This window comes from Agrobacterium sp. ST15.16.024, assembly GCF_027956545.1.
Lineage (GTDB): Bacteria > Pseudomonadota > Alphaproteobacteria > Rhizobiales > Rhizobiaceae > Agrobacterium > Agrobacterium cucumeris.
The window spans coordinates 27,205-48,200 of the sequence record NZ_JAQKGO010000011.1 but is presented as its reverse complement, the minus strand read 5'-3'; the positions used below and the strand labels follow the sequence as shown (position 1 = coordinate 48,200).

18 protein-coding genes and 3 pseudogenes are annotated in these 20,996 nt (G+C 59.0%); 7 read left to right on the top strand and 14 right to left on the bottom strand.

The genetic code is table 11. The features are described from left to right. Positions 1-112: 112 nt before the first annotated feature. Complete coding sequence (locus tag PL640_RS22690; protein ID WP_271363617.1) at positions 113-322, top strand: hypothetical protein; 210 nt, start codon at positions 113-115, stop codon at positions 320-322. 275 nt (positions 323-597) lie between these two features. Here the strand turns inward: PL640_RS22690 and PL640_RS25830 are convergent. From PL640_RS25830 to PL640_RS22640, 9 genes and pseudogenes are all read right to left on the bottom strand, one after another. Continuing rightward, a pseudogene (locus PL640_RS25830) lies at positions 598-1,379 on the bottom strand (IS5 family transposase). A 186-nt stretch (positions 1,380-1,565) separates the two neighbouring features. Beyond that, positions 1,566-2,714, bottom strand: a complete 1,149-nt coding sequence (locus tag PL640_RS22675; protein WP_271363615.1) for an epoxide hydrolase family protein — start codon at positions 2,712-2,714, stop codon at positions 1,566-1,568. Positions 2,715-2,874: 160 nt separating this feature from the next. After that, positions 2,875-3,563 (bottom strand): annotated as a pseudogene (locus PL640_RS22670) (helix-hairpin-helix domain-containing protein); the annotation flags it as partial. A 46-nt stretch (positions 3,564-3,609) separates the two neighbouring features. Beyond that, positions 3,610-4,338: an SDR family oxidoreductase gene (locus tag PL640_RS22665; protein ID WP_271363614.1), complete on the bottom strand. Its 729-nt coding sequence runs from the start codon at positions 4,336-4,338 to the stop codon at positions 3,610-3,612. 53 nt (positions 4,339-4,391) lie between these two features. Further along, positions 4,392-5,522, bottom strand: coding sequence for an ABC transporter ATP-binding protein (locus PL640_RS22660; RefSeq protein WP_271363613.1), 1,131 nt, complete (start codon positions 5,520-5,522; stop codon positions 4,392-4,394). A 4-nt stretch (positions 5,523-5,526) separates the two neighbouring features. Continuing rightward, on the bottom strand, positions 5,527-6,360 hold the full coding sequence (locus tag PL640_RS22655; protein ID WP_271363612.1) for a carbohydrate ABC transporter permease: 834 nt from the start codon (positions 6,358-6,360) through the stop codon (positions 5,527-5,529). Then, on the bottom strand, positions 6,357-7,223 hold the full coding sequence (locus PL640_RS22650; protein WP_271363611.1) for a carbohydrate ABC transporter permease: 867 nt from the start codon (positions 7,221-7,223) through the stop codon (positions 6,357-6,359). The genes PL640_RS22655 and PL640_RS22650 overlap by 4 nt, the downstream gene beginning before the upstream one ends. Positions 7,224-7,440: 217 nt before the next feature. Continuing rightward, complete coding sequence (locus PL640_RS22645) at positions 7,441-8,727, bottom strand: ABC transporter substrate-binding protein (RefSeq protein ID WP_271363610.1); 1,287 nt, start codon at positions 8,725-8,727, stop codon at positions 7,441-7,443. 115 nt (positions 8,728-8,842) lie between these two features. After that, a complete protein-coding gene (locus PL640_RS22640) occupies positions 8,843-9,859 on the bottom strand; it encodes a hypothetical protein (protein WP_271363609.1) in 1,017 nt (338 codons plus the stop codon). 498 nt (positions 9,860-10,357) lie between these two features. On the opposite strand from PL640_RS22640, the gene PL640_RS22635 reads away from it, so the two are divergent. From PL640_RS22635 to PL640_RS22625, 3 genes are read left to right on the top strand one after another with little or no spacing between them, the layout of a single operon-like run. After that, the gene (locus PL640_RS22635) at positions 10,358-11,626 is read left to right on the top strand and encodes an ADP-dependent glucokinase/phosphofructokinase (RefSeq protein ID WP_271363608.1); all 1,269 of its coding nucleotides are present in this window, start codon (positions 10,358-10,360) and stop codon (positions 11,624-11,626) included. 11 nt (positions 11,627-11,637) lie between these two features. Next, entirely contained in the window at positions 11,638-12,411 is a 774-nt protein-coding gene (locus tag PL640_RS22630) for an SDR family NAD(P)-dependent oxidoreductase (RefSeq protein ID WP_271363606.1), read from the top strand. Between the two features lie 60 nt (positions 12,412-12,471). Then, on the top strand, positions 12,472-13,293 hold the full coding sequence (locus tag PL640_RS22625; RefSeq protein ID WP_271363605.1) for a DeoR/GlpR family DNA-binding transcription regulator: 822 nt from the start codon (positions 12,472-12,474) through the stop codon (positions 13,291-13,293). A 25-nt stretch (positions 13,294-13,318) separates the two neighbouring features. Here PL640_RS22625 and PL640_RS22620 read toward each other — a convergent pair whose 3' ends face one another. The 4 genes from PL640_RS22620 to PL640_RS22605 form a co-directional block, all read right to left on the bottom strand. Beyond that, a complete protein-coding gene (locus PL640_RS22620; RefSeq protein WP_271363604.1) occupies positions 13,319-14,923 on the bottom strand; it encodes an FGGY-family carbohydrate kinase in 1,605 nt (534 codons plus the stop codon). 113 nt (positions 14,924-15,036) lie between these two features. Then, a complete protein-coding gene (locus PL640_RS22615) occupies positions 15,037-15,813 on the bottom strand; it encodes an ATP-binding cassette domain-containing protein (RefSeq protein WP_271363603.1) in 777 nt (258 codons plus the stop codon). Then, positions 15,810-16,895: an ABC transporter permease gene (locus tag PL640_RS22610; protein WP_271363602.1), complete on the bottom strand. Its 1,086-nt coding sequence runs from the start codon at positions 16,893-16,895 to the stop codon at positions 15,810-15,812. Before PL640_RS22610 ends, PL640_RS22615 begins: the two co-directional genes overlap by 4 nt. Positions 16,896-17,164: 269 nt before the next feature. Beyond that, entirely contained in the window at positions 17,165-18,190 is a 1,026-nt protein-coding gene (locus PL640_RS22605) for a substrate-binding domain-containing protein (RefSeq protein WP_405049206.1), read from the bottom strand. 303 nt (positions 18,191-18,493) lie between these two features. Here PL640_RS22605 and PL640_RS22600 point away from each other — a divergent pair, with 303 nt between their 5' ends. The 3 genes and pseudogenes from PL640_RS22600 to PL640_RS22590 all read left to right on the top strand — a co-directional run bounded on the left by PL640_RS22600 (position 18,494) and on the right by PL640_RS22590 (position 20,459). Continuing rightward, positions 18,494-19,732 (top strand): ROK family transcriptional regulator, encoded by a 1,239-nt coding sequence (locus PL640_RS22600; protein ID WP_271363600.1) that lies wholly within the window; start codon positions 18,494-18,496, stop codon positions 19,730-19,732. A gap of 59 nt (positions 19,733-19,791) precedes the next feature. Then, positions 19,792-19,998 (top strand): annotated as a pseudogene (locus tag PL640_RS22595) (DDE-type integrase/transposase/recombinase); the annotation flags it as partial. Between the two features lie 41 nt (positions 19,999-20,039). Then, complete coding sequence (locus PL640_RS22590; protein ID WP_271363599.1) at positions 20,040-20,459, top strand: FMN-binding negative transcriptional regulator; 420 nt, start codon at positions 20,040-20,042, stop codon at positions 20,457-20,459. A 72-nt stretch (positions 20,460-20,531) separates the two neighbouring features. On the opposite strand, the gene PL640_RS22585 is transcribed toward PL640_RS22590, so the two are convergent. After that, positions 20,532-20,981, bottom strand: a complete 450-nt coding sequence (locus tag PL640_RS22585; RefSeq protein ID WP_271363598.1) for a DUF6314 family protein — start codon at positions 20,979-20,981, stop codon at positions 20,532-20,534. Between the last annotated feature and the right edge of the window lie 15 nt (positions 20,982-20,996).

Here is a 20,996-nt window from a genome sequence, read left to right as displayed (position 1 = left end):
GAAAGACGATCGCACAATAAGCTCGAAACTGTTCTGGAACGAGTTGCAGGCGCTTTTGGCAATGGGGATACCCAACGAATTCTGGCCATATGTCCGAACGGAGGTGCTCTCGATGATCCACCACAACGACCTCCCGCCTGGAACAGTTCTCTTTGCCAGAAAAAACAGGCGCGGGGACGTCCTAAGCGTCGTCTCGTGGCTCCCTGAAGGCATCGATACTGAGATCTACACGTCGATTGAACAGGCTTTGGCTGCCGTGAATGTCAGAGATGCCTCTAAGAGGCCCAACGCTCAGACTTTGGCCAATGATATTGTCCGGTGAGATTGATGTGCTCCTATCCGAGCGGCGAGGCACGGGCCAACAAATCTGGCAATAGCAGCGTTCTCTGACGGTAGGCGCGCGGTGAGAATCAAAAATCATTAACCTATCTGTAGGTTGCGTTAACTTTCACATGCTGCCGGAAAACACGTCTCAACTCGCGGCAAGGCACTGGCCTAGTTCTAGCGGACGCGGCTTCGGCCGCCGTTGAACTGCTACGTTCCTCTAAACGGAAAAAGTCCTTTGGTCTTGAAGGGATATAAACCAGCGACCCTCGACTAGGTCCTATTGACAAAGTGTGGCAGCCACATCTTTGCTGCAGCCAATGCGAGGAATGCGGCGAAGGATTTGCAGGTCTTGTCGTATCGGGTGGCGACACGACGAAACTGCTTGATCCGGTTGAACATCCGTTCGATACGATTTCGGTCCTTGTAGACCCGGAAGTCGCACGCAGGCGGGTCTTTCCGGTTTGCTTTTGGCGGGATGACAGGCCTGATCCCATGGATCAGCAGTTTCTCACGCAGGAAGTCGCCGTCGTAGCCCTTGTCGGCGAGAAACAGTCGCGGTTTGCTGACCGGCATGGCCAGCAGGTCAGCAACGGCATTGTAATCCGAAGCTTCGCCACCCGTCAGGATGAAGCCGAGAGGGCGTCCTTGACCGTCTGCGCGGGCGTGGATTTTCGTCGTAAAGCCGCCGCGTGATCGACCAAAAGCCTCCTTATAAGTCCCCCTTTAGCGACCGCAGCCTGAGAGTGGCCCCGAACCGTAGTGCTGTTGATCATGTGCTGCCAGTCATCCGTCAGCCCCATTTCGACGAGCGTCTCAAGGAGAGCATCCCACACGCCTTGTTCAGCCCAGCGGCGGAAGCGCACATAGACGGAATTCCACTTGCCGTAGCGCTCGTGCATGTCGCGCCAGGGGCAGCCGACCCGCAGAACATGCAGCATGCCGTCGAAATATCGGCGATTGTCATGTGCAGGTCGTGACTTCCTCCCGCGCTCGGTCGGCAAGAGTCTCTCGATCACCTTCCATTCCAAATCCGTCACATCGCCGCGAGCCAAGTCCGCCTCATAAAAGGCAGTCTTGAAACATGCATCCGCTGATTTGGGAATCTACTTTGTCAACAGGACCTAGATCTCTAAAACTCTTTAACGATGGAGTGCGCTGCCCTGCAGGTATGGCACCAGGCGCGATGGGCCGCATCATCCGAGCCATCAGGAAATGGGGACGCGTCGTCGACTTCGATCTCAGCGAAGCGGCCGGAAAAATTCCCTGATCTCATTTGCCAACAAATCTGGCTGCTCAAGCGCGGCAAAATGCCCACCTCTCGGCATTTCCGACCATCGGGTGATCTCTGCGACCCGCTCGACCCAAGACCGCGGTGGGATCGGCAGTTCCTTGGGAAAATGCGCCATCCCCAACGGCGGTGTCAGTCGTTCATTCGGGGCAAAAATGAGAGGGTCGAGGCGGTTCTCTTTGTAAAGCCGGAGAGAGGCATTGAGGTTGCCACTGAACCAGTAGAGCGAGATGTCAGTCAAAATCGTATCCAAGGAGAGAATGCTTTCGAGATCGCCTTCGCAGTCCGTCCACGCGCGAAACTTCTCTGAAATCCAGGCTGCCAGACCCACGGGTGAATCCGAAAGCGCGAACGCCAAAGTCTGCGGTTTCGTGGAATGCATCGCCGAGTATGCCCCCTCGGTCGCGGCCCATGATGCGGCACTCATCTGGTAGGCCCGCTCCATTTCCGACGGCTCGTCGCCACGAGCCAGAGTGGGACGGAACCCTGCCGATACGTAATTCAAATGAACGCCGAGGACCGTATCCGGAAACAGGCGCGCTAACCAGGTGGACACGCCTGAGCCGATGTCACCGCCTTGCGCACCAAACCGCTCATATCCGAGCGATGTCATCAGTTCATGCCAAAGGCCGGCGATGGCGCGAGATCCAACGCCCAGCTCTAGAGGCGCGGACGAAAACCCATAGCCGGGAAGCGAGGGGACCACCACATCGAAAGCATCCGCCGGATCGCCACCGTGGGCACCGGGATTGGTCAGGAGCGGCAGGATGCGCTCGAACTCAGTAAACGAACCCGGCCAGCCGTGAGTGAGGATCAGCGGCAACGGTGCCGGTCCGATGCCCCTTTGGTGGATAAAATGAATATCGATGCCATCGATCGATCCTACGAACTGCGGCAGTTCGTTGAGCCGCGCTTCTTCCGCGCGCCAGTTGAAGCGGTTCTGCCAGTGATCTACTAGCCTGCGGAGAAAGGCGAGACTTGCGCCATCCTCCCAGGAAGCGTCGTCAAGTGGCTTAGGCCATCGAGCTATGGACAGACGATGCTTTAAATCCATAAGGTCTTCGTCGGCAACTGCGATCGCGAATGGTCGAATGATCATCTGTCTTTCCTCGAATTGTATACTGGCGCTTGCGAACGCTGTGGACTGGATGAGCAGACGCCAATTTTGAATTTATTCGATCACGTATCATCAGCGATTTCTATTGCTCTTGATTGGATTCGAACCAACGACCCGCATTTGGGAATCTTACCATTTAGGAGGCATCGGCCTCTGCCAACTGGATAAGCGCTTCGGTCGGAACACTGGACCGGCGCCAAATGTCATCTGCCGAGGTGAATGGCCTGTTCATGCGGGCCCCCCGATCCGGGGCTGCGTCTACCACTGCCAGCCCCTTTACCTGTCGGAACCCCAGCCGGACGGCATGTCGATCGGTGCTGCCGATCCTTTCTAGCGTACAGTCCCAGCTCGAGCGGTTGACGCAGACCGGCCGCACCTCGACGCGATGCATCACCGACAATCTGGGCGGGCGCATAAAAGTCCATCGGCTGGCTGTTGAGAAGTGCTTCGCAAAAGAACATCGGGATAATGGCATTTGATGTAGTTCGAAGCGTAGGCGATCAGTTCAGAGGCTGCATGGCTCTTCGGAAAACCGTAGGAACCAAAACCTTCGAGCTGCGAAAACGTCTTTTCGGCAAACTCCGATGAATAGCCGTTCTTCACCATGCCGGAGACCGAGCTTGTCCTTGAAACGCGAAACGCCTCCGGTGAACTTCACGTGGCCATCGATTTGCGCAGCTAATCGGCCTCACCGCCGGTAAAACCGGCGCAAACCATGGCGACCCGCATCGCACTTTCCTGAAACAGGGGCACACCGAGCGTCTTGCCAAGGACGGCCTCAAGTTCGGGTGCTGGATACTCGACCGGTTCATTGCCCTCACGCCTGTGAAGATTGATGCATCATAGTTGATCGTGCACGCGGATTATTTGCATCCAATCAACAGCAGGTAAAACCGCCGTCGATGGGCAGCGAAGCACCTGTAATCATCGAGGCTGCGTCGCTGAGCAGGAAAACGATGGGGGCGGCAATTTCCGCTTCGCTGGCCCACCGTCCAAGCGGCATCTGCTTTAGGAAAGGCTCGGCCACGTGCGGCTGGCTCCAGTGGCCGGACGAGATCGGCGTCATGACGACAGTTGGATTCACGCTGTTGACGCGGATATTGTAGCGGCCAAGCTCCAGCGCCGAGCAGCGGGTGATATTGTCGAGAGCTGCCTTGGAAGACCCATAGGAGATATGGCCCGGCAGTGCCACAAGAGCTGCCTGGCTAGACACGTTGACAATGGCGCCGCCCTTGCCAAGCCTGACCATGGATTGGGTGGCGTATTTCGTCACCAGCAGCGCACCACGCGCATTGATGGTGATGACCTTGTCGAAGATGGCGATATCGGTATCCATAGGCGTGGCGATTTCGCCGCCGAAACCACCGCAATTGACAACGCCCCACAGGTCCAGTCCCTCCAGCGCGGCGCGGATTTCCTCGTCGCGGGCAAGATCGAATGTCAATGTGCGGCAACCGGTTTCTTTCGCGATGGCATCGAGCGCTTCCTGCGAACGCCCAGCCGCGATGACATCGGCCTTGGCGCGCACGAGATGGCGCACCGTTTCTCCGCCAATACCTCCGCTGCCGCCCGTTACAAGGATCGTTCTGCCCTGAAAATCCGTCATTCCCGTCTTCCTCCCTCATCGTGCCGGATATGCGGCACCCCTTCCACATAGTTTCAATTGATCCGAACGTGTACTGGTGCAGTCTCTTGTGGGGTCTTCATATCCCGCGAAATCCTCTGCCCATTTGCATCGAACAGATGGCAGGCGGCGGCCGGAAAAGACACGACGATCCGGTCACCAGCCCTCGCCATGCGGCCAAAGCTGTCGCGTATTGTGATCGTTTCCTCGCCTTCGCGGACATGGATGAAGGTATCGCTGCCGAGAAGCTCGACCATTGTCGCTTTCATCGGATGCGACTGCCCGCCCTGCCCGTCACCGATTGCGATATGTTCGGGCCGGATACCGAGCGTCACCTCGTCACCTGGTTCGAGTCGCCTCAAAACCGCAATCTCAAATGAAGGGCCTGCTGCGAGAGATACGGTGGCGACCCCTTCAGCGACCGAGACGACGCGTGCTTTGAGAAGGTTCATCGCGGGCGAGCCGATGAAACCCGCGACGAAAATATTGGCGGGGCGTTGGTAAAGCTCCAGTGGCGAGCCGATCTGCTCGATGCGTCCGCCGTTCATGACGACGATCTTGTCGGCAAGCGTCATCGCTTCCACCTGATCATGCGTGACGTAGATCATCGTGCAGCCGAGTTCTGCCTTGAGCCGGGCGATCTCCACTCGCATGCCGACACGCAGTGCCGCATCAAGGTTGGAGAGCGGTTCATCGAGCAGGAACAGCTTCGGCTTGCGTGTCATCGCCCGGCCGATTGCGACGCGCTGGCGTTGACCGCCGGACAGTTCCCGCGGCTTGCGTTTCAGATAGCTCGAAAGCCGCAGTTTCCCGGCCGCACGGCCTACCCGCTCGCCAATTTCAGCTGTGGGCGTTCGGGCAATTTCAAGCCCGAAGCCGATGTTGCGGGCAACATCCATATGCGGATAGAGCGCATAGGACTGGAAGACCATGGCCACACCACGTTCGGGCGGCTCGGCATCGCTCATATCCGCGCCATCCACGAGTACACGTCCGGAACTGATCGGCTCCAGCCCGGCGATGATGCGCAGCAGTGTGGATTTTCCGCAGCCCGAGGGACCGACGAGCACGCAGAATTCGCCGTCCTCGATGGTCAGCGACAACTCGGGAATAACCGTCAGGCTGCCGAAAGCCTTGGTGATTTTATCGATCGAAACCGTCGCCATGTGTCTAGCCTTTCACCGCACCGGCAGTCAGGCCACGCACGAAGGCGCGCTGAACCAGCACATATAGAAGAATGAGGGGAAGCGCGATCAGCGTCAGCACCGCAAACAGCGCGCCGGGATTGGCCATATAAAGGCCGGAATATTGCATAGGCACGATGGTAAGCGTCTTCATCTCGCTTTTCGTCAGCACGATCAGCGCGAGGAAGAATTCGTTCCAGGTGACGATGAACTGCCAGATGGTGACAAACACAAGCGCAGGCCGCACCAGTGGCAGCGCCACGTGCCAATAGGTCTGCCAGGCATTGCAGCCATCCACCCGCGCCGCCTCGAACAATTCTCGCGGTGCGTCCTCCATGAAGGATTTCAAGATGACCATGGCAAACGGCACCCCAAGTGCGGCATAGGGCAGTATGAGACCGATATAGGTGTTCACCCAGCCGAAATTCTTAAGGAGAATGGCAAGCGGCAATACCATGGAGGCGAGCGGCACCATCAACGTGGTCAGAAGCGTTGTGTACAGAAACAGCGTGCCTTTGAGCCGAAGGATGGCAATGGAAAAGGCGAAGAGCGAGGATACGGCGACCACGATCGCCACCGTTGCGGTAGTCACGATCAGACTGTTCAAGAAGATGCCGCCGAGCGGGTTGTCGCGGATAATGGTGATGAAATTGTCGAAGGTAACCGGCCATGTGAAGAGCGCGGCATCGAACGCCTGAGCCGGAGTTCTAAGGCCGACCGACAGCATATAGACCTGGGGGATCATCCAGATGCCGAGCACGATGAACAGCACCGCATGAACGAGAAGGCCGCGTGCGCGGTTGCGGGCAAAAGCCGTCATGACCGATCCTTTCCGGCAGGCGTCAGCCGCGCGCCGAGTGCTGCGATCTGCAACAGGGAGAGGCCAAGCGCCACGACAAGAACGATCACGGAAAGCGCCGCACCGCTGCCGGTATCGCCCAGCACAAAGCTCTGCTTGAAGATGAAGGTGCCGAAAACCTCGCTTGCCCGGTTCGGGCCGCCACCGGTCATCAGATGCACGATGGGAAAGGTCTGAAGTGTGCCGATGACGCCGAGCAGCAGCAGCGATTTTGTAGCAGGCGCCAGCATCGGAACCACGACATTCACCGCGAGTTTGAAACCCTTAGCGCCGTCGATGCGCGCCGCATCCAGCACCTCGGAGGGCATGTTGGCGATGCCGGCGATATACATCAGCATGGAAAATCCGGTCCATTGCCAGATGTTGACGACGATGAGCGCGTAGATCGCCGTTTTCGGATCGCCGATCGGCGAGGTCGCCATGACGATGCCCGCATATTTCAGATATTCCTGCGCGATGCCGTAATAGGGCGCATAAATCTGCACCCAGACAAGGCTGACCACCGAAACGGAGGTGACGACGGGCAGGAAGAACATAGTGCGAAAGAAGCCGCGCAGCCGGTCCGTGTGCCGTTCGATGAACCAGGCGAGCACCCCGCCAACCAGCATCTGGACTGGAATTGTGATGACACCCCAGAGCACCATGTTGCGCACGACAATCCAGAAGGTGGGGTCACCAAGAACCATGGCGTAATTCGAAAACCCCGCAAAGCTGCGTGCCTCGCCGGAAGCCGCATAGAAGCTCTGTCCCGTCACCCAAAGGATTGGATAGGCAATGAAAACGACGAACAGCAGAACGGCAGGAAGGGCGAAGACATAAAGCATGGACGTCCTCGAAACTCTGCTGCGTTCAATGATAACAGGCGTAGCGCCGGCCCTTAAAACTTCTGCACGCATGGGTTCTCACCGATTGATAATCACGCCGCCACCAAACGAAACGGCATCGAAAGGTGTTGAAGCGCACCTGGGAGGTCTTGTCGTGGTCGATGCGCTTCAACCCGCCGGGCGCATTTGGCAACGCCCGGCATCTTGAGGCCGCCTGTCACTTGGACGCGAGCGCTTTCTTGGTCGCCTCGTCCACCTTGGCCAGCGCGGCCTCGGCTTCGATGCTGCCGGCGGCTACACCCGCCAGTGCGTTGTCCAGCGCCTCAGCCACGGCCGGGGAAGAAAAGCGCTGGTTTTCGGCCTTGGGCAGATCTGCCATGAACCGCGCCGACAATTGCTTGACGTGGTCGGTAATATCGCCCTTCGGCGTATGGCCCTCGAAGGCCGGCAGATCGTTCAGGTCGTTCAGCGCCTCCTGCAGACCAACACCGTTGGTCAGCTCGGCAAGGAAAGTCCATGCGGCGTCATTCTTGCCGCCATTCTTCGTCAGGCCATAACCGATGTCGATGCCGCCAACCGGTGGGCTTGCCTTGTTGCCCTCCTTGACGGGAGGCATGTAGAAAAAGTCGAACCCGTCCATGTTCTGTACATATTCGGAGAGCGGCGGCGGGAACTTGCTTTCCTGCATCCACCAGGAGCCAAGCGCCATCATCCCCACCTTGCCCTGTGCGAAGAGTTGCGCGCCGGTCGGATAGGCGTGCGCGCCAAGCGCACCCTGCTGGAAGATGCCGTCATCGAAGAGGCCCTTCCACGCCTTCATGGCGGCCACCAGCTCCGGCGCGGTCCACGGCGTTTCACCCTCCTGCGCCTTGTCGACGATGCCGGGGGAAAACTGGTTGGCGAGCATGAGGAAGACGTTTTCGTTCTGCCAGCCGTCCGCAGCGCCCTGAAACATCGGGATGAGGCCGTTATCGCTCAGCGTCTTGGCGGCAGCCTTCAGTTCCGCATAAGTCTTCGGCACAGCGATATTGTGTTTTTCGAAGAGCTTGCGGTTGTACCAGATGCAGAGAACCTGCGATTCCTGGGGAATGATGTAGAAATTCTTGTCGCCGGCGGGGTTGCCCATCAACATCTGTTTGCGGTTGACGGGGAAAATCTTCTCCTCCCACGTTGCACTCCATTGCTTGGCGGCGTGGTCGTTTACGGGCTCCAGATTATCGCGATATTGCTGCGTGAGGGACCCCGGCTGCAGGCCGATGATGTCAGGCAAACTCTCGGATGCCGCCGCCGCCTTCAGCGCCGTGATATATTCCGGCGAATAATTGTAGTAGGTGTAGTTCACCTTGACGTCTGGATGGGCCTTCTCGAAGGCCGCGATCGACTTCTTCATGGTGCTTTGCACGAACCATGACCATACGGTCACTTCTTTCTGGGCAGCACTCGCGGCAGCAGCGGACAGAACGGCAGTCAGAACTGTCGTTGCAAGAAACAACGTCTTCCTCATCATATTCCTCCCTTTATTGTTTAAAGACGCATTGTTTAAAGATGCCGGCGGACCTGCCGCCCAATTTTGTCGCGGCCCTCCCCAGAGCCGCGTTCACTCGAAATCCCGGCAGCTATCAGGCCGCCTTGGCTGCCGCCGCTTTCAGCACATCCTCGGTAATGACGCGGTCGTCCGCGAGCGGGCGTACCGGGGAAAGCCCCAGTGTCTGCAGCTCGCCATGATAGGCGCGAACCGCCTCTTCCGGCTTCAGGGCGCCGTCCGCAACCGCGCGCATCAGCACGATCAGATTGAGCGGTGCTTCAGCCAGATTGATCTTACGCCCGAACAGCGCGAGCCGCGCACCGTAACGCTCCGACTGCGCCACCAGCTCAAACGTATCGCGGGTGGTGCCCGCTCCGCCGCCAAGCACTCCGACGATCAGTTCGGAATCGAACGAGGCGAGTTCCTCGAGCGCCTTCGGCCCGTTATAGGGCATCTTGAGAAACAGCGGCCGTTCGGCACGCGGCACGCTCGCCAGTGACTTGATGATGTGGTCATTGACAAACTCGCCGGTCTGTTCGCGCGTCAGGCCGATATCGATGTTCGGGTTGAAGACCTCGTAGAAATATTTGAAATTGTGCTTCGATGCTTCGGCGCGGAACTCGGCAAAAGCTTTCAGCGTGCATATGTCGCGGTCGAGGTCGTTGGTGAAGCACACCGAATAAAGGCAGAGATCAGTGCCCGAGGTCGGGTAGTTGGCGATGGCGCGGGCAAAGCCCGTATCGCGGAAAGGCACGGATGGCGACTGTGTATAGGTGCCATGCCGGACGCCACCCCAGCACATGCTTTCGAGATTGCCGCGAATGGCCGGTTTCACCTCACTGCCGGAAAACGCGCCGCGCTCGTCCAGCAGATCGAGATTGGACTGCGACACCAGCATGATGTCGACCACGTCCTGATCGATGATCTCCTCGATCTGGGTGATGAATTCCTGGCGGGTGCGACGGCGGGGCGGCTTGACGGAATAATCGAAACCGGTGGCGGAGACCCCCGCACCGACATCGCTATCCTTCGCGTCGGCAATGATAAAATCGGTCGGTTTGTAGCGCCCTGCGCGAATATTCGCCAGTTTTCTGTCGAGTCTCGTGACCATCGTAGCCCTCAATGAATGTTGGAGTTCGGCTGCCAGCGCTTCGATTGCGACCGCAGACTTGCATTCATAAACGGCCACTTCTCATATTCTGTCAATAGCTATCTTTTTCTCTCTAGACAATGGGAACTCATCCCATAGTCCTTACCGAAGGATAAAATCCAAGCTCACAAAAATTCAAATTTTATAAAAATAAATCAATATCTTAAATATTTTATTCAGACATCTTTTGGCGCTTTTCCATGTCACACCAACAAAACATCGGGGCCATACTGGGCATCCATCCATACGATTGAAATATCTTTATTTTTCGCAAAGTCGACAATCATCACGCCACCCGAGACGTTCGCATGCGCAAAACATGTGCTGCGCCGCTATAAAAATGCGCTGCATTGCGCAAATTCTAGCAAAATAGCATTTTCAGCATAAAATCTCATTGACGATTTGAGAGATAATGGTAGCAATTGACATCATTGCCGCGTGAGGAGGAGATACTCGGCTATGGGTGACGTTTTTACAGGCGACTGGGGGGAGCGTTATGCCGCGCTTGCGGATACGCGCTCCGGTCCGATTGGAACATCGGCGCTTTCGCGGGCGGGGCTGTTCTTGTGCGGCATGTCCACCTGTGTCGATGCACGGGTCGACATGCACAATATGCAGCCGCTTCTCGATGCTCCAGCCGAAACGCCGGCGGGTCAATTCGCCGCCATGTTGCTGGCGCGCGCCGCAAAGGGCATCGGCGGCGAAGTACGCGCCGACTGGGTAGACGGCCCGCAATGGCTGCGCGACCATCTGGATGTTCGCTACGCGCTGGGCGGCACCGGGCCGCAGGCCGCCTGGGTGCTTTCGCGGCTCGGCGTCGCCTCTCTTGTGGCGCTGGAGGACCGCCACGAGCAGCAGCTTCGCCAGATCCCGCCGGGCGTTTTATTGGCCGAGGGCCATGCGCTCAAAACAGCGGCGGAAGTGACGCCGACAGAAAGGCACATTCCCGAAATATTCATCTTCGAATTCACGGCGGGCAAGCCTATCGGTGCGCTCATACCCAATCGTTCGACCCGTATCATCGTGCGTTTTTGCGATCGCGGTATCCAGCATGATGCAGCATTCGAGGCGGTATCACGAAAGCGCGCCTCCACCGCCGCTGCCGGCCTTCTGTCCGGCCTCAACGACGAGGCAGCGGAAAATGTCGGCCCTGCGAGCCGCCATGTCTTTGCGCTCAGCCGCGACTGGATGGATGCGGGCTTGAAGACGGTGCATTTCGAGCTTGCCGGTTATGCTTCGCAGAACGCCGTAAGCGAGCTGCTCGATCACGCCAGGGGCGCAATCAGTTCGCTCGGCATGAGCCATTCGGAACTGCTGGCAATGGATGGCACAGCCCAGCATCCGATGGAAGCGCTGATCGCTCTCGGAGACCGGCTGAATGTCGACCGCATCTGCGTTCATGCCGACACCTGGGCGGCCGCTGTGACACGCAACGACCCCGACGAGGAGGAACTGGCGCTGATGGCCGGATGCGCCATTGCCAGCGCCCGGGCCGCCAATGGGGAACCGGCAAACGCGATCCGTACCGATGCGCTGGCGCAGTTCCACGCGTTGCCCTTCGACAATCGTGTGCGGAAAGGCCGCTGGACCTTTGTTGCCTGCGCCTCACCCTATGTTGAAAAGCCCGTCACCACGCTCGGCCTCGGCGACAGTTTCACGGCCGGATGCCTTCTCGTTCTCGGCAATCGGGGCGTCGCGACCGCCCCCGCCGCCCTCAAACAGGCCTGAAGGAAAAAACGATGTTTCTCGAACGATTTCGTCTGGATGGAAAAACTGCCTTCATCACCGGCGGCGGGCGCGGCATCGGCCTTGCGACAGCGCAAGCGCTGGCGGAAGCAGGCGCGCATGTCATCATTTCCGACATGAATGCCGAAGTACTGGAGGCGGGTCTGTCGGAACTGAAGGCACAAGGCCATGCGGCGGATGCCATGCAGCTCAATGTAACGGATGCGAAGGCCGTCGCCGAGGCCGCGCGGGTCGCCAACGACCGCTTCGGCGGCGTCGACATCCTGATCGCCAATGCGGGCATCGCCTGGCCCGACACGCCGGGCGAAGAGATGAGCGATGAGGTTTGGCTAAAGGTGGTGGATGTCGATCTCAACGGCGCTTACTGGTCATGCCGCGAATTCGCCCGACCGATGCTGGCGCGCGGACACGGTTCCATCGTCACCCTCGGTTCAATGTCCGGATTGATTTCCAACAAGCCGCAGCGGCAGGTGCATTACAACACAGCCAAGGCCGCCGTTCACCACATGACGCGGTGCCTCGCGGGCGAATGGGCTGAGCGCGGCGTTCGGGTCAATTGCGTTGCGCCCACCTATGTCGATACGGTCATGTCGCGTGGCGGTTTTTCAGACGAAACCCTGATGCCGGTCTGGATGGAGATGACACCGATGAAGCGCGTCGCAAGGCCCGATGAGATCGCCGCGCCCATCCTGTTTCTGGCTTCGGACGCCGCCAGCGCCATGACCGGCACAATCGTTGCGGTGGATTGCGGATACACGATTTGGTAGAGCTTGACGGACATTGGAGAGAATCGGCGAGTTTCTACGGGCCGAAAACCGGGTGATTGCATGGAGTCTTCGAGCAAGCGTGTTGATATGGTTCCCGCCAAAAGACGGGCGCTCATTCTGGAGCACCTGCGCATTAATGGCGCGGCGGGCATTCAGGAACTCGCGGATACGATCGGCGGATCGCAATCGACCGTGCGACGTGATCTCGAGCATCTGGTGGAAAAGGGCTATCTCGAGCGCACCCACGGCGGCGCGCATCTGCTGCAGCCGATGCGTGCGACCTTCGAACGGGAGATGACGGTGAATGCCGCGCTTCAGCACGCGGAAAAGGTTGCGATAGGCCGCGAGGCGGCGGAGCGGCTGAGTGCCGGCGACAGCGTCATCTTCGACAGCTCCTCGACGGTGATGGAGGCGGTGCGGGCCGCTGCCGAACGCGACCTTCCGTTGACGGTGGTGACCAATAGTCTGCAGATCGCCGATTTCGCCGCCGACATCAAATCCTGGCGCACCATCCTGCCGGGCGGCACGGTTCGGCCGGGGCACCGCCACTTGGCGGGCGAGCCGGGGGAAAGCTTCATCAAAACGCTGCATGCCGATATCTGCATGACGGGCGCTTCTGCGGTTACCGGCACGCTGCTGACGGAAACTTCGCTGGAAGTGGCCTCGCTCAAGCGCGCCATGATCGCCGCGGCCCGCAGGACCGTGCTTCTCGTCGACAGCTCGAAATTCGCGGCGCCCGGTTTCTGCACGCTTTCGGATATTTCACAGATAGATGAGGTCATCACCGATAACGGCATTTCGCAGGATGCGATGACCTCGCTCAAAGCTACGGAGTGCAAGGTGACGCTGGTTTGGCCCGCTGCCCCTGCGCCACTGGCCTGACGAACCGCCATTTCCATCGCCAAATTCACTGTGCCGCCTCGGCGTTCGGCGATTGCGGTTGCGACTTTGCATTTTGACGTGCTGCAAACAGATGAAGCGAGCGCATGGTCCGCCGGAGTTCCTCGTCGGCCGCAAGCCGGCGATATTCGGCATAAAGCGTCTCGTATTTTTCGAAATGGCGCAGGTTCGGCACAAATTCGCGTAGGCTGCGCGCACCGAGCCTTTCAGACCCCTCGGCAAAAGAGCCGACGATCCCGGCCGCCACCGCCGCATGGATTGCCGCGCCGAGCGCCGTCGGGTTCTCCACATCAGGAACCTCAATCGTACGTCCAAACACATCCGCCATCGTCTGCACCAGAAACGGGTTGCTGCGGGCCAGACCGCTCGTCATCACGATACGGCTGATCGGCACACCGCCCGCTATCGCCATGTCCAGAATGGATCGCGTGCCGAAACACAGCGCCTCGATCAGCGCCCGGTAGATTCCGGCCGAGGTCGATTTCAGGCTGAGGCCCACCAGCAACCCCGTAAGCATGGAGTCGGCCAGCGGAATGCGGTTGCCCGCAAACCAGTCGAGCGCGAGAACACCGCCTCCGCCCGGACTGACCGCCTGTGCCGCCTCATTGTGCAGGGCGAAGTTACGGGAAAGGTCTTCATCGCGCGGAAAGGTTTTCACATACCAGGCCAGCATGTCGCCGAACGCCGCCTGCCCCGCCTCGTAACACCACAAATCCGGCAGGGCGGCACCGAAAGCAGCCCCTTCGAGACCCGGCGGCAGGCCGCGTCCCTCACCGTCCAGAATGAGAAAACCGGCGGAGGTTCCGAGCGCGCCGACAAAAACACCGGGACCGACGGCGCCGACCGCAGGGAGCACGACATGGCTGTCGATAACCGAAACCGCAACGACAGCGTCGCCTGTAATTCCGGTGCGGCGACGCCACTCCGGCGTCAGGGAACCGGCGGGACTACCGACCTGAAGCGGTTTTGAAAGACGGTCCGCAAGCCCCGGCACCACGTCCTCCGGATAGCCGGTTTCCCGCGAAAATTGCGCCTTGTAGGAGGCGAAGTCGAGGCTTCGCGCCTCCTTGCCGGTAAGCTGCCAGACCAGCCAGTCTCCCGCCTCGATGAAGCGTCCGGTTTCGGCCCACAAAGCGGGTGCTTCAGCGCGCATTTGCGCCGCCTTGGCAAGCATCCATTCACCGGAGAGCTTTCCGCCGAAGTTTCCAAGGTAATCACCGCCCAACGCATTGATCGCATCGGCATGAGCCTGCGCCGAGTGTTTCCAGAGCTTCACATAGGCATGCGGCTCATCCGGATGAAGCGCCGAAAGCGCGGTACCGTCGGCGCGTGCGGGCATGGGGGAAGACGCGGTGAAATCGACACCTATCCCCACCACGTCGCGGCCGTTGCCGAGCACCGACAGAATGATCTCGGCAGCTTCCATGTAATCGTCGGCGACCTGAAGCACGAAATTGACAGGCAGGCTTCGACTGCGCAGCGAATGCGTCAGAATGCCGTTGCGATACGGATGGACATGGTGGCCTTCCTGCGCGCCGGTGCGGGCATTGACGAGAATGCCCCGCGCCGATTCCGAGCCGAAATCCATGCCGATTATATAGGTGTCGGTCATGCTCTCACGTCCCCCGGCGACTGCTGACAAGTATGGTGTGGGCATCATTCAGGGGCATGAGATCTCGCAATTAGGTGGGACTGAAACACTGCCGTTCTTCACGTTGTCGTTCTTCACGTTGTCGGGCTGGCAGCAGCCATCGCGCCGGTCATGATCGCAACGGCATCCGACATGGTGACGTCTCCCGGATTGACGACGGCCGCCCGCTTGCCGAGCCTGTGGATGTGAATACGGTCGGCGATTTCAAACACATGCGGCATGTTGTGGCTGATAAGCACGATCGACAGTCCCTTGTCGCGAATGCTAAGGATCATCTCGAGAACCTTGCGGGATTCCTTGACCCCGAGAGCTGCGGTCGGCTCATCGAGAATGACGACGCGCCCACCGAACGCACAGGCACGCGCGACGGCAATGCCTTGCCGCTGCCCGCCGGATAGCGTTTCGACGCTCTGGTGAATGTCCTGCACCGTCATCAGACCGAGGCTCGACAGGTGCCGCCGCGCTTCGGTCGCCATGCGAGGGCGATCCAGCAGGCGAAAGACCGATCCGCTGATGCCGGACACACGCATTTCACGCCCGAGGAACAGATTGTCGGCGATGGAAAGCGCCGGCGAAAGGGCGAGGTTCTGAAACACCGTTTCGATACCCGCGGAGCGCGCATCCATCGGCGTTCTGAAATCGACACGCTTGCCTTCCAGCCGGATTTCCCCGCCGTCGGGGATAAGCGCACCGGCGAGCGCCTTGATGAGGGTGGATTTTCCGGCGCCGTTGTCACCGATCACGGCGAGAATTTCGCCACGGCGCAATTCGAAATCCGCACCGTTGAGGGCAACGACGTTGCCGTATCGCTTGGTCAGGCCGCGCCCTTCGAGCGCAAGTTCGCGCGTCATGTCGAAACCCTCCGGATCCACTGGTCGACGCCGACGGCTGCCACGATCAGAATGCCCACCGAAAACTCCTGCCACAGCGCATCGAGACCGGCGAGCGCGAGGCCGTTGCGAAAGACCCCGACGATCAGGGCGCCGATCAAAGTACCGACGATGGTGCCACGTCCGCCGAACAGCGATGTCCCGCCGATCACCGCCGCGGTGATCGAATCCAGATTGGCGGTCGATCCGGAGGTCGGGCTGATTGCGCCGACACGGCCGATCAACGCCCAGGCGCCGATGGCGGAGATAAGACCCGCACAGGCATAAACGGCCAGCAGCACGCGGCGCGTATCGATGCCCGCAAGCGCCGCCGCATCCGGGTCGTCACCCGTTGCATAGACATGGCGGCCGAAGGCCGTGCGGTTGAGCACGTACCAGGCGAGAGCGGCAAGAGCCAGCATCAGCACGGTGCCGAGCGTGATACGCGCGCCGCCGAATTGCATCGCGGCTCCCATCCATTGCAGGATCGGTGCGACCTCTGCCACCTCCTGGCTGCGGATGGTCTGGCTGCCGGAATACCAGAGGTTCAGCGCACCGAAGACGCTCCAGCTTCCGAGGGTGACGATGAAAGGCGGAAGACGCACATAGGTGATGAGAAACCCGTTGATGAGGCCGCAACCCAGCCCGCCGCCAAGGCCGATAAGGAAGGCAAGTTCCGGGGGCAACCCGGCCGTAACGGCAAGGCGGCCCATCAGTGTCGAGGTCAATACCATGATGGCACCGACGGACAGGTCGATGCCCGCCGTCAGGATCACCAGCGTCTGGGCGATGCCGATAATGCCGATGATGGTGACCTGCTGGAGGATGAGCGAAAGATTGAAAGGCTGAAAGAAGCGGGAACCCACAACCATGGAAAAGACCGCGATGCTGGCTGCCAGCACGATGAACGGCACCACCGTCGGATTGCCGTGCAGGAAGCGTTGCAGCCTGCGAAGCGGGTTCGTGTCCTGATCCTCGAATACGGCGTGCGATGTCTCGCTTCCTGTCAGACCGGCCTCAAAGCCTGTCGGACCCGCCGAAGCATGTTTGCTGGGTTCATTCATGGGGATACACCCTTCGCAGGTCTGCGGCATCGGCCCGGATAAAGGATCGCCTGCCGGAAAGTGCGATGCACAGATTCAACACGGTTTAGCGCCTTTTTTCACATCCAGGGGGACACACGGCGTTCTGTTACGGTAAAGTTTGCAAGACATGGCCGTTTGGTTTCCGAGCCGAAAAGCCATGCCTTGCTCCCGGGAGTTGTCCGGAAGGACACAAATCTTGCCGGGAATGACGCCCCGCAGGCAGAGAAAGGACGGGGCGTCAAGGCCACTCAACCCCAGCAGGCCTTCAGAGCCTCGTCGGAGGTGATCGATTCAACGCCGGCAACCGGTTTGTCGGTGACGAGCGTGACGCCGGTGTTGAAGAACGGCAGGCCGGGGCTGGCCTCGGGCTTCTTGCCGGACTTCACATATTCGACAATCGCCTCAACCCCAAGCGACGCCATCTTGAGCGGATATTGCATCGACGTTGCGCCGATGACGCCCGCCTTCACGTTTTTAACGCCGGGGCAACCGCCATCCACGGAGGTGATTATGACGGAGTCCTGCTTGCCGGTCGCCTTCAACGCTTCATAAGCGCCGGCCGCGGTCGGCTCGTTGATGGTGTAGACCACATTCAGATCGCTGTCTTTCTGGAGAAGCGTTTCCATGCCGGTGCGGCCGCCCTCTTCCGATCCCTGCCCCCACTGGTGGCCGACGATGCGCTTGTCGTCCTCATCGAGGTAACGCGTCACATCCTTGGGATCGATGCCGAAGCCTTTCATGAAGCCCTGGTCGCGGGCGACATCCACCGTCGGCTGGTTTTCGAGCGCATCGATAAAGGCAACCTTCGCCTTGGAAGCATCGGCGACCGTTTTGGCGGCCCAGGAGCCGATCAGTTCACCCGCCTTGAAATTGTCGGTCGCAAAGGTCGCATCGGCGGCATCGGCGGGTTCGAGCGGCGTATCGAGCGCGATGACGAGGATACCCGCCTTGCGGGCCTGCTCCACCACCGGCACCACCGCCTTGGTGTCGCTCGCCACCATCAGAATGCCCTTTGCACCGGCAGAGATCAGGTTTTCGACGGCAGCCACCTGGCTTTCATTATCACCGTCGAACTTGCCGGCGAAACTCTGGATCTTTACACCGCCCAGTTCCTTGGCCTTCAAGGTCGCGCCTTCGCGGATCTTGGCAAAAAACGGATTGGCTTCGGTTTTGGTGATGACGCCTATGAGGATGTCCTCGGCCTGTGCGCTCACGGGAACAAAGGCCAGGCTCACACCAAAAGCGAGCGCTGCAGAACCGAGACGTCTGGACATGGCAAAATTGCCTGCAAAAGCGGGTTTTACAAAAAACTTCATGTGAAATCCTCCCAGATTGCCAAGCGCTCCCTCCCGTTCGGAGGACATAATCGGTCTTGGCGCGATTATTACTGACCGTGATTATGCATACTGTCAACATTATCTGTTTATTCTTTTGTATTTTTTTATACATATATCATGAGTAAGATTGCAAATTCCGGAATATGTCTGGATTTTATGCGAAATCCTGGCAGGCAGCCTCGCAAATCGCTCGGCCGCGTGCCAGACACTCGGAGACGCTCTGAGGAACGGGAAAAGGCAATGGCAAGCACAAGCTCCGGACAAGGGTCTACAGCTCGCGAATGGCAAGGCGATCTCAACGCGATCAAGGCAAGCGCGGCGCTCTTGTCGCTTGTCGGATCGGGTCGCGCCCGTTCGCGCAGCGCCCTGACCGAACTTTCCGGCCTTTCGCGAGCGACCGTGCATCAGAAGCTAGCGAGCCTGATCGATGCGGGGTTGATCCGCGAGACGGAGGAAACGCTTCCGAGCGGCGGACGCCCGACACGCGCGCTTGATCTCAACCGCGACTTTGCTGTCGTCCTCTCCGCCGATATCGGTGAGCAGCATATACGCGTCGCCGTCACCGACCTGCAGCCGCGAATCCTGACGGAAATCTCGGAAACATTCGATATTCTGCGCGGCCCCGCTGTGGTTCTCAACTGGATCGAAGAGCAGTTCGAGGCGCTTTTATCGAAGATTGGCAAAACAACCGCCAATGTGCTGGGCATCGGTATTGGCCTGCCTGCCCCTGTCGATTACGCCAACGGCCGGGTCGTCGGTCCTTCCGTGATGGTCGGCTGGGACAATTTCGAAATCAGGCAACATCTTGAAGAAAGATTCGGTGTTCCCGTCTACGCCGAAAACGACGTGAACCTTCTGGCGTTGAGCGACCATCGGCAGCGGCGGACGAATGTGAGCGAAATGGTGTTCGTCAAGGTCGGAACGGGCATCGGCAGCGGCATCATTACGGAAGGCCGCCTTTATCGCGGTGCGCAAGGTGCGGCGGGCGATATTGGCCATATCCAGTTCGCGCGTGAACCCGCACCGCTCTGCCGCTGCGGCAAGATCGGCTGCGTCGAAGCGCGCGCCGCCGGCTGGGCAATCGCACGCGAGTTGCGCAAAGAGGGGATCGAGGCGCACACCGCCCGTGACGTGACCCGGCTGGTCGAACTTGGACAGCCGCTTGCCATTCACCTCGTCAGGGAATCCGGCCGCATTCTCGGCGAGGTCATGACAAGCCTCGTCAGCATCCTGAACCCGCAGATGATCGTGATCGGCGGCACACTGGCCATCGCCAACGACCACCTTCTGGCCGGCATACGCGAGCTGGTCTACAAACGCTCGCTTCCGCTGGCGACCAGGGAACTGGAACTGGTGATCTCACCGCTGGACCCAGACGCTGGCATCATGGGCGCCGCCATTCTTGTGGTTGAAGAACAGATGAAGGCGCAGAATGTCGAAATGGTGATGTTGCGTCATAGCGCGCCCCCAGCGCGCTAGGGTTCTGTCGCAAAATTTTCACTTCTGTTGAGCTAAGTCACCACCAACGTGCGTAATTGATCCTGCAGGTCAAGTATCTGAACAATATCCTTGAGCAAGATCATCGTTTCATCAAGAGGCTTACCAAGCATATGTTAGGCTTCAAAGCTTTTCATTCAGCGTCAGCGACAATCGCAGGCATCGAAGTGGCTCACATGATCCGCAAAAACCAATTCGCAAATGACAATCGTTCACCATTCGAAGTCTTTGCCGAACTCGCAGCATAACTGCGTCTAGAAAAAAGCTCACTCTTAACCAGCTGGAATATTTGCGACAAAACCTTCTGCAGTGTCTGATCGAAACTTTTCCTTTCGCGGTCATCGTTATCAATGGCAATGGGAGGCCACTGGTCGCACGTGCGCCGTTGACGTTTCGCGATAAGCCTGGATCAGCTGGCGCGATCGAGTTTCATTTGGCGCAGCAGAAGAGCATAGTCGATACGATTGCCGACGGAATGCCAGCAACGATCATTATCGATGGCCCGAGCGCCCATATCTCACCGAGCTGGTACACCGCACGCTTTCCGAACGCCGCGTCGGATCGCAGCCACACCGCGCCAACCTGCAACTATGTGAGTGCGACGTTGGAGGGGCGCCTCTATCGTCTTGATTGCAAGGGTCTACAAAAGCAGATTGCTGATCTGGTCGCCGACCATGAACCCGATGGCGGCTGGCGCTTGGAGAGATAGATCCAGGCCTCTTCAGCTCCTGGTGTGATCTGCTCGTGGGATTATGGCTGAAGCGGTTTGATGCCAACCGTTTCAGCCTTTGATACGCTGATAGCGCGAGAAGCTCGTGTAGTTCTTGCGAGGCCCTCTCACCCGCCACACCTCGATCAGGCTTTCAGGGTTCGGGAACAACAAGCGTCCAGAGTAATCGTCATCACCGCATCGATGATCAAGCTTCTGCGATGGCATGCGGGAGATGAAGCCGAATGCTCGAAGGTCATGGAAGGCAACATCGACGCCATGATAAGTGAAGCTGAGCGCGTATTTCCGGCGACTAGCCAGCAGCATGCCGCCCGAAAACGTCTCGCCGTCTTCTTCGAAGTGATATCGGCTGATGACAGCTGTGCCGGCGAACTCCACCTTTACCACATTCATCCTGTCGAGGATGGTACGTTGCACGGCCCAAACGCCAAAGAACTCCTCCGGCCCAAAGGCAGTTTCGAGATGGCTTGTGGTTGAAAGGCCTGTGGTTGGAATTGGCATGTTCGATCACTTCGC